At 72.5% G+C, this 13,213-nt stretch carries 15 protein-coding genes; 5 read left to right on the top strand and 10 right to left on the bottom strand.

The genetic code is table 11. From position 1 onward, the window contains the following. Positions 1-211: 211 nt before the first annotated feature. On the top strand, positions 212-856 hold the full coding sequence (locus ACIPVB_RS07940) for a copper resistance protein CopC (protein WP_400368016.1): 645 nt from the start codon (positions 212-214) through the stop codon (positions 854-856). 9 nt (positions 857-865) lie between these two features. Next, positions 866-2,263 carry a dihydrolipoyl dehydrogenase gene (gene lpdA / locus ACIPVB_RS07935; RefSeq protein ID WP_400368014.1) on the top strand — a complete coding sequence of 466 codons (1,398 nt, stop codon included), beginning with the start codon at positions 866-868 and terminating at the stop codon, positions 2,261-2,263. 555 nt (positions 2,264-2,818) lie between these two features. On the opposite strand, the gene ACIPVB_RS07930 is transcribed toward lpdA, so the two are convergent. Both ACIPVB_RS07930 and ACIPVB_RS07925 read right to left on the bottom strand, forming a co-directional pair. Beyond that, positions 2,819-3,463 (bottom strand): CYTH domain-containing protein, encoded by a 645-nt coding sequence (locus ACIPVB_RS07930; protein WP_400368013.1) that lies wholly within the window; start codon positions 3,461-3,463, stop codon positions 2,819-2,821. Beyond that, positions 3,460-3,687, bottom strand: a complete 228-nt coding sequence (locus ACIPVB_RS07925; protein ID WP_400368011.1) for a response regulator — start codon at positions 3,685-3,687, stop codon at positions 3,460-3,462. Before ACIPVB_RS07925 ends, ACIPVB_RS07930 begins: the two co-directional genes overlap by 4 nt. A 68-nt stretch (positions 3,688-3,755) precedes the next feature. Between ACIPVB_RS07925 and ACIPVB_RS07920 the strand changes: the two genes are divergently transcribed. Beyond that, the gene (locus ACIPVB_RS07920) at positions 3,756-4,511 is read left to right on the top strand and encodes a glutamine amidotransferase (RefSeq protein ID WP_400368009.1); all 756 of its coding nucleotides are present in this window, start codon (positions 3,756-3,758) and stop codon (positions 4,509-4,511) included. On the opposite strand, the gene ACIPVB_RS07915 is transcribed toward ACIPVB_RS07920, so the two are convergent. The 6 genes from ACIPVB_RS07915 to ACIPVB_RS07890 form a co-directional block, all read right to left on the bottom strand. After that, positions 4,499-5,242: an NAD(P)H-hydrate epimerase gene (locus ACIPVB_RS07915; RefSeq protein ID WP_400368008.1), complete on the bottom strand. Its 744-nt coding sequence runs from the start codon at positions 5,240-5,242 to the stop codon at positions 4,499-4,501. The genes ACIPVB_RS07920 and ACIPVB_RS07915 overlap by 13 nt on opposite strands. Next, on the bottom strand, positions 5,235-6,269 hold the full coding sequence (locus ACIPVB_RS07910) for a YihY/virulence factor BrkB family protein (protein ID WP_400368006.1): 1,035 nt from the start codon (positions 6,267-6,269) through the stop codon (positions 5,235-5,237). Before ACIPVB_RS07910 ends, ACIPVB_RS07915 begins: the two co-directional genes overlap by 8 nt. Positions 6,270-6,371: 102 nt before the next feature. Next, the gene (locus ACIPVB_RS07905; protein WP_400368005.1) at positions 6,372-6,824 is read right to left on the bottom strand and encodes a prepilin peptidase; all 453 of its coding nucleotides are present in this window, start codon (positions 6,822-6,824) and stop codon (positions 6,372-6,374) included. Between the two features lie 5 nt (positions 6,825-6,829). Beyond that, on the bottom strand, positions 6,830-7,126 hold the full coding sequence (locus ACIPVB_RS07900) for a DUF1905 domain-containing protein (protein ID WP_400368003.1): 297 nt from the start codon (positions 7,124-7,126) through the stop codon (positions 6,830-6,832). Beyond that, on the bottom strand, positions 7,123-7,623 hold the full coding sequence (locus ACIPVB_RS07895; protein WP_400368001.1) for a DUF2809 domain-containing protein: 501 nt from the start codon (positions 7,621-7,623) through the stop codon (positions 7,123-7,125). The genes ACIPVB_RS07900 and ACIPVB_RS07895 overlap by 4 nt, the downstream gene beginning before the upstream one ends. A gap of 5 nt (positions 7,624-7,628) precedes the next feature. Then, positions 7,629-8,195 (bottom strand): mismatch-specific DNA-glycosylase, encoded by a 567-nt coding sequence (locus ACIPVB_RS07890; RefSeq protein ID WP_400367999.1) that lies wholly within the window; start codon positions 8,193-8,195, stop codon positions 7,629-7,631. A 56-nt stretch (positions 8,196-8,251) separates the two neighbouring features. Between ACIPVB_RS07890 and ACIPVB_RS07885 the strand changes: the two genes are divergently transcribed. Next, a complete protein-coding gene (locus ACIPVB_RS07885; RefSeq protein ID WP_400367998.1) occupies positions 8,252-9,049 on the top strand; it encodes an alpha/beta fold hydrolase in 798 nt (265 codons plus the stop codon). A 281-nt stretch (positions 9,050-9,330) separates the two neighbouring features. On the opposite strand, the gene ACIPVB_RS07880 is transcribed toward ACIPVB_RS07885, so the two are convergent. Further along, the gene (locus ACIPVB_RS07880) at positions 9,331-11,286 is read right to left on the bottom strand and encodes an ArnT family glycosyltransferase (protein WP_400367996.1); all 1,956 of its coding nucleotides are present in this window, start codon (positions 11,284-11,286) and stop codon (positions 9,331-9,333) included. 116 nt (positions 11,287-11,402) lie between these two features. Continuing rightward, positions 11,403-13,019, bottom strand: a complete 1,617-nt coding sequence (locus ACIPVB_RS07875) for a cellulase family glycosylhydrolase (RefSeq protein WP_400367995.1) — start codon at positions 13,017-13,019, stop codon at positions 11,403-11,405. On the opposite strand from ACIPVB_RS07875, the gene ACIPVB_RS07870 reads away from it, so the two are divergent. Further along, the gene (locus ACIPVB_RS07870) at positions 13,018-13,212 is read left to right on the top strand and encodes a hypothetical protein (RefSeq protein WP_400367994.1); all 195 of its coding nucleotides are present in this window, start codon (positions 13,018-13,020) and stop codon (positions 13,210-13,212) included. The two genes, ACIPVB_RS07875 and ACIPVB_RS07870, sit on opposite strands and share 2 nt — an antisense overlap. Position 13,213 lies beyond the last annotated feature (1 nt).

The raw sequence follows: 13,213 nt of genomic DNA, 5'->3' as shown, positions 1-13,213 counted from the left end.
GGAAGCGGGCCATGGTGAGGCGTGATGTCTCTGGGCTTCGTCGACCAGGACCGCGGAATGGGGGTGCGGAGCCGGCCGACGAGACACTCGAACCTATCGACCCGGGGTCACCCCTGTCGAGTCCGCACCCGGTCGCACCCGCGCTCCGGGCGCGCCCCGCCGCCGACGCGACTCCCAGGACGGTGTCGGAGACCCTCGTTAGGCTTGCAGCGTGATCTCTTCTCCCGACGCGCGCCGACGTTCTCTGCCCGCCGCCGTGGCCGCTCTTCTGCTCGCACTGGCCGCCGTTCTCCTGCCGGGTGTTCCCGCATCCGCGCACGATGAACTGGTCTCGAGCGATCCGGCCGCCGACGCGACCCTCGACGCCCTCCCGTCCTCGCTGACACTGACGTTCAGCGCCGAGGTCCTCACCGACGACGGTGCCACCGTCATCGAGGTCACGGATGCCGCGGGCACGCGTCTCGACGAGGGCGCCCCCGTGGTGGCGGGCACCGAGGTCACTCAGGCGCTCAACGGCGAGGGGTCCGGCGCGGTCACCGTGCTGTGGCGCGTGGTCTCGAGCGACGGCCACCCGATCGACGGAGACTTCTCGTTCTCGGTGCCCGTCGCGGCATCCACCCCGACGCCGACCGCGTCGGCGAGCACCTCGACGCCGACGCCCACCGCCGTGGAATCGAGCGCGCCGTCCGAGGCCGCCGAGACCGCCGCCGCTCCGGCCGAGACCGCCTCGGCGACCTCTCCCCTGCCGTGGATCCTCCTCGTCGTCGCACTCGTGATCGTGGCCGGCGTTTTGGTCTACGTCTTCGCCGCGCGCGGCCGGGGTGACGCCGCCGACCGCGGCAGCGTCGGGCGATAGGCTGGAAGCATGCCTCATTACGATCTGGTCATTCTTGGTGCGGGTCCCGGCGGGTACGTCGCCGCCGTCCGCGGCGCGCAGCTGGGGCTGTCGGTCGCGATCGTCGAAGAGAAGTACTGGGGCGGTGTGTGCCTGAACGTGGGCTGCATCCCCTCCAAGGCTCTGCTCCGCAACGCCGACCTCGCCCACACGTTCCACGCGAAGGCCGACCTGTTCGGCATCTCCGGGGACGTCACCTTCGACTTCGGCAAGGCCTTCGACCGCTCCCGCACGGTCGCCGCGGGTCACGTCAAGGGCATCCACTACCTGATGAAGAAGAACAAGGTCACCGAGTACGAGGGCCGCGGCCACTTCGCCGACGACCACACGATCGAGGTGACGAAGACCGACGGCTCGAAGGAGCAGGTCACCTTCGACAACGTCATCATCGCCACGGGCTCCACCGTGCGCCTGCTGCCCGGGGTCACCCTGAGCGAGAACGTCGTGACCTACGAGGAGCAGATCCTCACCCGTGAGCTGCCCGAGTCGATCGTCATCGTCGGCGCCGGCGCCATCGGCATGGAATTCGCGTACGTCATGACCAATTACGGCGTGAAGGTCACCATCATCGAGTTCCTCGACCGTGCCCTGCCCAACGAAGACGCCGAGGTCTCGAAAGAGATCCAGAAGCAATACAAGGGCTACGGCGTCGACATCCTCACCTCTACCAAGGTCGATTCGGTGACCGACCACGGCGACAAGGTCACGGTGGCGTACACGGCGAAGGACGGCTCCACCGGCTCGATCGACGCGGACCGCGTGCTGATGTCCATCGGTTTCGCCCCCAAGGTCGACGGCTACGGTCTCGAGAACACCGGCGTCAAGCTCACCGAGCGCGGTGCCATCGACATCGACGACCACATGCGCACCAACGTGCCGCACATCTACGCCATCGGCGACGTCACCGCCAAGCTCCAGCTGGCCCACGTCGCCGAGGCACAGGCCGTCGTCGCCGCCGAGACCATCGGCAAGGCCGAGACGCAGACCCTCGGCGACTACCGCAACATGCCCCGCGCCACGTTCTGCAACCCGCAGGTCGCCTCGTTCGGCCTCACCGAGCAGCAGGCCCGCGACGCCGGCCACGACATCAAGGTCGCCAAGTTCCCCTTCAGCGCGAACGGCAAGGCCAACGGCCTGGGCGAGCCCGTCGGCTTCGTCAAGCTCGTCGCCGATGCCGAGACCCTCGAGCTCATCGGCGGCCACCTCATCGGCCCCGACGTCTCAGAACTTCTGCCCGAGCTCACCCTCGCGCAGAAGTGGGATCTCACCGCGCTCGAGGCGGCCCGCAACGTGCACACCCACCCGACGCTGTCGGAGGGCCTGCAAGAGGCGTTCCACGGCCTCGCCGGACACATGATCAACCTCTGATCTCAGCGCTCGTCACGAAGGCCCGCCCGGTACACCCGGGCGGGCCTTCGGCGTTCCCGCACGCCGTGCGGCGTCGGGCGCCCGGCGCAGGCCCACGGCACGCGAGGCCCGGTGCGGCCGGGCGCCGGGCGCCGGGAATACGCGAGACTGCACGCCGCTGACAACTCGGCGACATCCTGCAACCGAAACGTCAGCCACATGCAGTCTCGCCGCCGCCGGGGGCCGGTGCGGCCGGGCGCCGGTGCGGCCGGGCGCCGGTGCGGCCGGACGCGGGGCGCCGGGCGCCGGGCGCCGGACGCCGGGCGCGGCTCGGCCGGGCGCCGGGAGCGGGGCGCCGAGCGCCGAAGATTCGCGAGACTGCAGGTAGCTGACAACTCGGCGACATCCTGCAACCGAAACGTCAGCCACGTGCAGTCTCGCCGCCGCCGGGGGCCGGCGCGGCCGGGCGCCGTGGGCGGGTCGGCGGGGCGCCGCGGCCGGCGCGGCCGCGCGCCGCGGCGGCACGGTTGTGGGGCGCCCGGGCCCGGGGCGCCCGGGCGACCGGTGGCCGGGGTGTCAGTGGCCGAGGGCGCGCGCCAGCTTGGAACCGGATGCCGCGGGGCGGCCGCCGGCGGCCGAGACTGCCGCGTCGACCGCGGTGAAGAACTCCGCCCGTCCGGCGTCGTCGGCGGGGGCGGCGGGCCCCAGCTCGACCTCCCATTCACGCCAGGACGATTCGGCGCCGCGGCGCTCATCGCGCGCGCGGACCCGGTCGTCCACGAATTCGGCGACCTCTCCCCCGTCCGCGTCGAGAAGGGCGTAAGCGGTCCGCGCGTTGCGGACCCGCGCCAAAGGCAGGAATGGCGGGTGCGCGATCGACACGACGGCATCCTGCACCGACTCCGGAACCACCGGATCGGCGTCGTCGTCGCCGACCTCGCCGAGGGGCCACTGGGTCTCGCGTCGACCACCGTCCTCGACGGGTCCCTTCACGTGCCAGCCCTCGTCGGGGCCGCCGCGCCGACGCCGCACCGCGACCCCCGCGCGTGCGAGGTCGGCGTCGGCGGTGTCGACGTAGCGGGCGTCGAGATCACGCAGCTCGGCTGCACCCACCCGCGTCACTCCCGGCAGCGCCGAGAAGTCGGGAAGGGGTGTGTCGGCGTCGACGTCGTACTTCTTCTCGACCTCGACGCTCGACCCGCCCGCCGCAGCCGCGCTCAATCGTCGCGACCGTAGCCGTCGGGGTGGATGTCCTCGGTCTCTTCGTCGTACGCGAAGACGCTCTGCGTGGGGCCGTCGGAATCCCCGGTGTGCGTCGCCTCGCCCTGGCGGCGATAGACCAGCTGGCCCTCGCTGTAGGGCATGATCAGCGTGTCGTCGGAGTCGTTCTCGAGGGGGATGACCTGCCCGTCGAGCGGGCCTCCGGTCAGTCGTGCGATAGCCATGCCGTCAGCGTAGACCGCGATCCCGGTGCCGCCCGGCGCCTTGACAGCTCTGGCCTAGAATCGCTCGGGTGACTGCGACGGACCTCCCCGGCGACCGCCCGTTCGTCCTGCTGGCCACGCGTGCCGAGGACCGGCCGGCCGATGAGGAGTACGCCCTCTTCTTGCGCTACACCGGTCTCGCTCCCGAGCGACTCATCCGGGTGCGCCTCGAGCGCGACCCGCTCCCTCCGCTCGACCTCGATCGGGTATCGGGCATCCTCGTCGGCGGCAGCCCCTTCAACGCGTCCGATCCCCTCGAGAAGAAGTCGGCGGTCCAGCGACGCGTCGAGGCTGAGATCGCGGATCTCGTCGCCGAGGTCGTCGCCCGCGATACGCCGTTCCTCGGCGCCTGCTACGGCGTCGGGACGCTCGGTACGCATCTGAACGCCCCCATCGACGCGACCTACGCCGAGCCCATCAGCGTCGTGGACGTCCGCCTCACCGCCGCGGGGCGCGAGGACCCGCTCACGGCCGGACTCCCCGCGGACTTCACCGCCTTCGTCGGACACAAAGAGGCGATCAGCGCGCTTCCCCCCGAGGCGGTGCTGCTGGCATCCTCCCCCTCCTGCCCCGTGCAGATGTTCCGGCTCGGGCGGAACGTCTATGCGACCCAGTTCCACCCCGAACTCGACGTCGAGGGGATCGTCACCCGCATCCACGCGTACGCGTCGTACGGGTACTTCGGGCACGACGAGCTCGACCTCACCCTCGCGGCGGTCCGACGTGCGCCCGTGCACGAACCGTCGCGGCTGCTGCGGACCTTCGTCGAACGCTACGCGCGATGAGTCACCGGGGCTGACGACCCGGGCGTGCTCATTCGCACGAGATCGATCGGCGCCGTCAGAGCGGGCCGCGCGAGGCGCAGAGAGGGCTCGAGCCCCAGATCGACCACGTGCACCCGCCCGGCCAGCGCCGGACCCCGACCGCGGACCAGACCCGCCTTGAGAGCGCCGAAGGTCACCGTGACGTCGGCGGGGAGCACGGCGGCATCCGCCGAGCCGTCGTCGGGGTCCAGACCGCTCGGCACGTCGACCGCCACGATCCGCGGCCGCGGCGAGAGCGACAGCACGCGCTCGACCAGCGCCCGCGCGCTGCCGCGCAGGCGCCGATCCGCGAGGCGGCCGATTCCCAGGATGCCGTCGAGAACGACCGTGCTGTCGGAGAGGAGCGCCCAGGCCTCGGACGTCGACCGCACGCGGGCGCCCGCGCTCGTCGCCGCCTCGAGGGCGGCGCGGTGCACCCGGTCCCGGACGAGCACCACGTCGACCCGGTCGGCCACGGGGCAGAGCTCGGCGGCCGCGTACAGCGCGTCCCCGCCGTTGTCGCCGGCGCCGGCCAGGACCAGCACGGATCCCGGCCGCGCGTGCAGCTCGGCCCGGACGACGTCGGCGAGCGCCGACGCCGCCCAGCGCATGAGCGGCCGACCGGCGGCCAGCGCGGGCTTCTCGGCGGCGCGGATCGCGTCGGCGCTGTAGGCGGCGAACCGGGTCGGGGCGGGGTCCGCCGGCTCAGGCATCGGCCGCGGCCTTCTGCGCGGCGGCCGTGAGCGTCTCGCGCTCCTTCTTCTCGGCGGCACGGGCGGCATCCAGTTCTCCGGTGGCGGCGCGCACGGCCTTCTCGGCGCGGGCGACGCGGAACTGGATCAGGGTGGAGGCGCCGTACTTGGCCTTGACGCGATCGCGGTCCTCTTCGGTGGCGACCGTGATCCAGGCGCCGGCGAGCAGGATCACCTGGCTGGACAGATTGAGCCACAGCAACAGGGCGATGAGCGAGGCGAAGGTCGCCAGCAACGGGTTCCCGCCGGCACCGCCCACGAACAACCCCGACAGCTGCTGCAGGACGACCAGGCCGACGCCGCCGAGCAATGCCCCGCGGATGAGCGTGGAGCGACGCGTGCGGACGCCGGACAGCGCGGCGAAGGCGACCGCGACGGCGGCGGTGTCGAGGGCGAGGACGATCGCCGTGGACAGCAGCCAGGTCAGGACCGCGGTGATCCAGGAATCGGCGGAGATCCCGAGGAGCTCGCGCACGAAGGTCAACCCGGCCGTGGCGAGGAAGGTCACGACGGCCGCGCCCACCAGAGCGACGCCGATGCCGACCGCGACGAGCAGGTTGCGCAGGATGGTCAGGATCGGGAGGGTGTCGTCGGTGGTGACGCCGGCGATCTGACGCAGCGCGGTGCGCAGGGTCCCGATGGCTCCGATGGCCGCGCCGACCAGACCGATCGAACCGATCACGCCCGCGACGGTCAGACCGCCGGGGGCCTCGATGTCGCTGATGTCGATGAGTCCGTCCGAACCGACGAGGCCGGGAACCACTCCGTTGACGGAGCGGACGAGGGCGTTCAGGGCGTCGGGGTTGCCCGAGAGCCACAACGCGGCGAACGAGAAACCGATGAGCACCGCGGCGAAAAGGCTGAACAGCGTGCGATAGGTCACGCTGTCGGCCAGCGCGGGACCGCGGGCGCCGGAGTAGACGAGGAAGGCGCGCACGATGCGGAGCGAGAGGGCCCACGCGGTGACGCGACGGATGAGGTCGGCCATGGGGTCAGGGTAGCTGCCGGGCGAGCGGGCGCCGCGCGGGTTGACCGGCGCGTTCGCGCGCGACAGGGGCGGGTCGGACGCCGAGGTCGCGGTCGCGGGTGCTCACCCCTGCAGCATCCGCCACCACGCCCCTCCCAGGAGGGCTGGACCGTAGGCGAGATGGTCGCGCCGCGCGCCCGCGAGCCACATGCCCGCTGCCGCGAACCCGCCCAGGATGCCGGCCACCAGCAGACCGGATGCCACAGCCTCGGCCCCGAACCAGCCGAGGTGGGCGCCGACGAGCCCGGCGAGTTTGACGTCACCTCCGCCGAACGCCCACGGTCGCGCGAGATGCGCGAGCAGACAAAGGGCGAACGCCGCGAGCGCTCCCCCGGCCACGTCCCGAGCGCGCGAGGGATCGCCGAGCACGCAGGCCGCCAGGGCGAGGAGGACCACCGAGACGGCGAACACGGGGAGCACGACGACGTCGGGCAGTCGCCGCCGACGGAGGTCGAGCACGGTGAGGACGGCGCTCGCGACGGCGAACACGCCCCAGGCGGCCAGCAGCGCGGTCATCGCGCTCAGGCGTCGATCACGACCAGGCCGACCTCGACGAGTGCACCGGGGTCGATACCCTCGACGTCGCGCACCGTCTTCTTCAGCGGCAGCACATAGACCCCGCCCGCCTGCGGGAAGATCGACGTCCGCCACGTCGACGCACCGATCGTCGCTTCCACGCGCACCCCGCCGAATCCCCGGCGGTACGTCTGCGTCTCGCGGATGTCGGCGCTCAGCCCGGGCGGGAGTGCGACGAAGTACCAGTCGCTGTCGGACCGCGCCTCCCAGCGGAAGACGTCGCCCTCGAACCGTACGATCATCGCCGGCCCCCTTCGTCGCTCGGAGGCATCACGATAGCGCCGCCGTCACGCGCGGTCGCCGGATCTCTCCGTCGCCTCCCCCCGCGCCGGGCTGGGGAGGACGCGAGCCGACGGCGGATGGCCTCGTCGATGACCGCGGTCACCACCGCCGCGGCCGGGTAGACGAGCAGGTCCCGCGGGTCGAAACCCGTCCCGAGCACCAGAGCGACCGGGGGGACGTCGGACGCGAGCCGGGCGGGGACGCCCGTGGCCTGGAACAGCTCCACGGCGACGCTCCACCCGGCGGCGATCGTCGCGACCGCCGCGGGCCGGGTGCGCGGCAGGAGGATGACCAGTGCGCCGTACACCGCGACGGCGTACAGCGCATCTCCCGCCACGTCGGCGGCGACCCCGGGCACGGGCGCGACGCGCGTCGCCAGGCCCGCCGCGACTGTCGCCGCGAGGGCGATCAGGGCCGCCACCCGGCGTCCGCGCGTCCGTCCGGTCGTTGCGTCCACGGCGTTCACGGCAGCACGCCCGCCGCACGCGCGGGCTCCGCGTAGGCGCGGGCGAGCGTGTCCACGGTGTCGTGGGCGTTCAATCCGCTCGGGTTCGGCAGCACCCAGGTGGGGACACCCGCGATCGGGTCGTCCTGACGCCCCGTCGCCGCTCTCGGCCGGTCGAATCCCTGTCGGTACGCGGTCACCCCGACCACGGCCACCACGCGCGGCCGCCAGGCCGCCACCCGGTCGACGAGGGCCGCCGCCCCCGCTCGCAGCTCGTCGCGACTCAGTTCGTCGGCGCGCGCGGTCGCACGGGCGACAAGGTTGTCGACCCCGATGCCGGCGTCGAAGATCATGCGCCGATCGGGGGCCCCGAGTGCGTCGGCGTACGCCGGCGGCCGGGGCAGGATCCCCGCGGTCACCAGCGCCGGCCAGAACCTGTTGCCCGGCCGCGCGAAGGGCGTGCCCGTCGCCGCGGTCCACAGGCCGGGATTGATGCCGACGAACAGCAGCCGCACCCCGGACTCCACCAGCGGCGGGATCGTGGCATCCCGGAACGATTCCAGCTCTGCGCGCGTGAATCCCATGAGACCACTATGACCACTACGCATCCCGCCGTCGGCCGTCTGCCAGGATCGGGGGAATGGATGCCGTCCCCGCCCTCACCGAGATGCCCCCCGCGCAGTCCGTCATCGTCGGCGACAACGTGCGCCTGGCCACCTACTCCTGGGGCGACATGGACGCCGAACCGGTCCTGTGCGTCCACGGCTTCGGTTCGAGCACGCGCGACAACTGGGTGAACACCGGGTGGGTGCGCGACCTGCTGCGCGCGGGATTCCGCGTGATCGCGGTGGACCAGCGCGGACACGGCGAGAGCGAGAAGCCTTACGAGGCGGCCGCGTACACGATGCCCACGCTCGTGTCCGACCTCGTCGCCGTGCTCGACACCTACCTCGTCGACCAGGTGCGCTACCTCGGCTACTCGCTGGGGGGACGCGTCGGATGGCAGCTGGCGGTGGATGCTCCCGAGCACGTCGAGAGAGCGGTGCTCGGCGGCATCCCGGACGGACGACCGCTGGCCCGCCTGCGCGTCGATCAGGCGCGGGCGTTCCTGGACCACGGCACGCCCGTGGAGGATGCCACGACCCAGCGCTACGTCTCGCTCGCCGAACGCGTGCCCGGCAACGACCTGCGCGCCCTCGTCGCGATCGCCGAGGGCATGCGCCTGGGCGAGACCGACCCGGACCCGTCGGCGCCGCCGGCGCAGCCGGTGCTCATCGCGACCGGCACCGACGATCCCATCCACGACCAGTCCGCGCACCTGGCGAGCCTGCTCCCCCGCGGCGAGTTCGCCGACATCCCGAAACGTCATCACGTGAATGCGCCGGGATCGCGGGCGTTCCGCGAGGCGGGGCTGGAGTTCCTGGCTCGGTCGCTCTGACCGCGGGGGCGATGCCCGCCCGCCGGGTCTGCCGCGGGGCGACGCAGGCCGAGAGCCCTGCCGCAGGGCGACGCCCGCTGGCCCTGCCGCAGGGCGACGCCCGCTGGCCCTGCCGCAGGGCGACGCCCGCTGGCCCTGCCGCAAGGCGACGCCCGCCATCCCTGCCGCAGGGCGACGCCCGCCATCCCTGCCGTGCGGCGACGCCGGCCGACAGCCCGGCCGCAGGGCGACGCCGGCCGCCGGCCCGGCTGTGCGTCGCCCCGGCGGAGGGCCCGTTCCGCTCACCCGCAGGCGTACACCGTCGAGGGTGCGCTCGTGTCGAGCGCGCAATGCTGCCCCACCCACTCGCGGATCTGCGCCGACGCCGAGGTCGTATCGCCGCCCGACACCCCGCCGCCGCGGCTCCCCGTCCACTGACCCGCGGGCTCGATCACGTAACGCACCTCGCCGCTCTCGACGAGCGAGATGAACTCGTCGAGCGTGGGGACGGCATCCGTTCCGTTGAAACCGCCGATGGGCAGGAACGAGCCGCCGTCCGAGGCGAGGATCAGCTGCGCGGCCGACTGGGCGCCGAACGTGGCCGCCAGGTAGGTCGACCCGGCGGCGTTCTGCTGCAGCCAGGCGAGGAGCTGCGTATCGACCGTCGACGTGGCCCCGCCGCCGGCCGCCCCGCCCGAGCGTCCGCCGTCCCCCGCCGCACCACCCGGCGCCGCACCCCCCGGCGCCGCACCGCCCGGCGCCGCACCGCCCGGCAGCGCCCCGGCGGCCCGGCCGTCGCGGCCGGCACCCGGCATCCCTCCCCCTGTCCCGAACCCGCCGCCACCGCCGGTCATCTCGGACACCCCACCCGCGACGGGGTTGATCGAGCTCGGGTGGGCGATCGTCACGGCGGACCACACCGCCGGCGTCAGCAGCAGGCCCACCAGCATCGCCGCCGTCGTCGTGCCGCGCGGGGCGCGCCGGAACAGCAACAGCGCGATCGCGATGCCGGCGGCCACCGCCTGGACGACGGCCACCGGCACGCTGTACCCGCCCGCGGCCAGGCCGATACCGAGCGCGGTCGCCCCCGCCGCGCCGACGATGGCGACCTGCGGCCACGTCCGGCGCGACCGGTGCGAGACGGCGAGCGCGACGGCGATCACGAGGGCGAGCGGCACGGCGAGCGCCGCGGTGTAGAACTGGTGCATGCCGGCCACGGCCGAGAACATCGCGGCGAACGTCAGGGTCCACACCGTCAGCAGCACTGTCACCGGCCGTGAGAAGCGCAGGACCCAGAGCACGACGAGCGCCACGAGCGCGGCGGGCACGAGCCAGGCGATCTGGCCCGCGAGCTGCGCGTTGAACAGGCGCAGCACCCCGGGGTCGCCCGAGAACGGCGGGGTGAACGATTCGTAGGCGGTGCTGTCGGCCGTCGCCGAGAACCGACCCAGACCGTTGTACCCGAACACCATCTCCCACGGGTCGTTCGCCAGTGTGCTGCCGATGAAGGGCCGGCTGTCCGCCGGGATGAGCGACACGATCACCACCCACCACAGCGACGCCGCCAGGCTCACCACACCCGCGACGGCGAGGTGGCCGATACGCCGGGCCCACGACTGGCGCGTCACGAGGTACGCGGCGGCGAGGGCGGGCCAGACCGCCCAGGCCTCGAGCATGTAGAACTGGAACGACAACCCCACAAGTGCGCCGGCGGCGATCAGCCATCCGGCGCTGCGCTGCTGCACGGCGCGCACTCCCGCCCACGCCGTCGCCGCCAGGCCCAGGACGAAGAACGTCTCGGGCTGGTTGGAGCGGGCCACCGCGACGAGGATCGGTGTCACCGCCACGATCGCCCCCGCGACGAGTCCCGCGCGCACGCCGGCGGTGCGGCGCGCGGTGACGGCGGTGAGGAGCGCGGCCGCCACCGCGGCGAGCGCGTTGGGCAGGATCACCGTCCACGCCGAGAAGCCGAAGACCCGGACGAACAGGGCGGGGATCCAGAACGAGCCGGGGATCTTGTCGAGGGTGACCGTTCCGGCGGGGTCGACGGCGCCGAAGAAGAAGTTCGACCACGAGCGGCTCATCGACAGCGCGATGGACGCGTAGTACTCGCTGGGGGCGCCCGCCCACACCTGCCACCCGGTCAGGACGAGGGCCAGCAGGCCGATCGATGCGAGGCCGAGCGGCCACCCGCGCGGCTGGCGTCGGGAGATCGAGGTCGCGGTGGACGGTGCGTCGGAAAGGGCGGTGGCGGTCACCGGCGCATCGTAGGCAGCCGCGCCCTCTTCGCCGCCCAGCGGCGCCTATGCGTGAGCGATGGATGCCGTCGCACCGGGCCGTGGCAGACCGCGCGCGCGGCCGCGTCCGGCGGCGCTCAGGATGCCGAGAGCGTGAGCGGGGGTGACTGCGGCGCCCGCGTGGCGGCGGCCTGGAACCCGACGCGGACGGTCTGGCCCGCGGTGAGGGCCTGTGTCCAGTCGCGGCCGGCGCAGGTCACCCGGGTGCCGCTGATCGTGCACCCGACACCCCACGCGTTGGTGATCGCCGTGGTGCCGGGGGCGTCGAACGACACCGACCAGTTCTTCACCGGGCCGGTGGCGGTGACCGAGAGCTCGACGACGTATCCCTCGCCCCAGGTGCTCTGCGGGATCCACGTCGCGGTGATTCCGGCCGGCGCCGAGGGGGCGGGGGTCGGCGCGGGAGTCGCGGATGCCGTGGGCCGCGGTGTCGCGGTGGGCGTCGGGCTGGACGTGGGCTTCGGCGTCGCGGACGCGGTGGGCTTCGGCGTCGCGGACGCGGTCGGCTTCGGCGTCGCGGACGCGGTCGGCCTCGGCGTCGCGGACGCGGTCGGCTGGGGAGTCGCGGACGGGGTGGGCGTCGGTGTTACGGCTGTCGGCGTCAGGATCGGCTTCAGCGCAGCGAGCTTCGCCGTCTGCGGCGTGCGCCAGTCGTCGGCGACGAGGCCCCCGGTGTCTCCGCTGTTGGGGTTGAACGACCAGTAGGCGTACGAGATCTTGGTCTTCGCGAAGTACGCGACGAGGGTGGTGAGCCACGCCCTGTCGCTGTCGGTCTCGAGCTTCGTGCCGAACTCGCCCACCAGCACGGGGGCGATGTTCTTGCGCACGAGGTAGCCCCAGTTGGCATCCCACACCGCTTCGAGATTGGCGGGGTAGTCGGATGCCGAGAACCAGGGCTGCGCGTAGACGCTGGCCGGGTACTCGTGGGGCGAGTAGACCACGCGGTTCTTCACCGAGAGCGTCACGGGCGCCGCCCCGGCATCCTTCAGCCCTCCTCCCCACCACGTGTTGGATCCGTCCTGCTGGCGTTCGACGCCTTCGACGATGATGAGCAGTTTCGGATTGACCGCGAGCACCGCGTTTCCGGCGCGCGTGGCAGCGGCCCTCCAGTCGCGGGCGGTGTCACCGCAGTTCCAGCAGGCGGGTCCGTGCGGCTCGTTGTGCAGGTCGACGCCGATCACGGCGGATTCGTTCTTGTAGCGCGACGCGAGCATCTTCCAGTCGTCGATCCAGCGCTTCTCGCTGTACTGCGAGGTGTACCAGAGCTGGCTCTGCGCGCCGGAGTCGGGACGGTGGCGGTCCAAGATCACCGACAGGCCATACGCCTTGGCGCGCGCGATGACGGTGTCCATCAGCTGCAACGGGGTGAGCGAGACGAGCGCCGGATTGACCGAGGCGTCGATCGAGTTCGACGAGCGCGCCGCGAGGCATTCGTTCGAGAACGGCAGGCGGATGGTGTTGAAGCCCATTCCGGCGATCGCGGCCAGACCGTCGTCGAGCGAGATCGTCCACAGCCCGTGCGGCGCACAGGTGGAGGTCTCCATGCCGAACCAGTTGGCCGCCTTGATCGTGTAGGGCGTACCCGCCGAGGTCACGATCGATGACCCCTTCGTCGACAGCCAGCCGGGCAGCGCCGCCGCCGAGGCCGCGGGTGCCGCGAGAGCGCCCGCCGCGACGAGCGCGGTTCCTGCCATGATCGCCGCCGTCCGACGGATCGAGCGACGCATGGTCGACCATCGGTTCAGCATTGTGTACATCGGCACCCCCTCGGTCATCGTATCGGCGGGCGGGCACCTTTCCCGGCGAATTCCTATCAATGACGGTTTCCGTTTTGTTTCCGCGAATGAAATGTCGAAATCGTCATTGATCAGCCGTTCGGACGACTGAT

Source organism: Microbacterium sp. NPDC090007 (assembly GCF_044748345.1).
In the GTDB taxonomy this organism is placed as follows: domain Bacteria; phylum Actinomycetota; class Actinomycetes; order Actinomycetales; family Microbacteriaceae; genus Microbacterium.
This window is presented reverse-complemented; position numbering and strand designations above follow the sequence as displayed.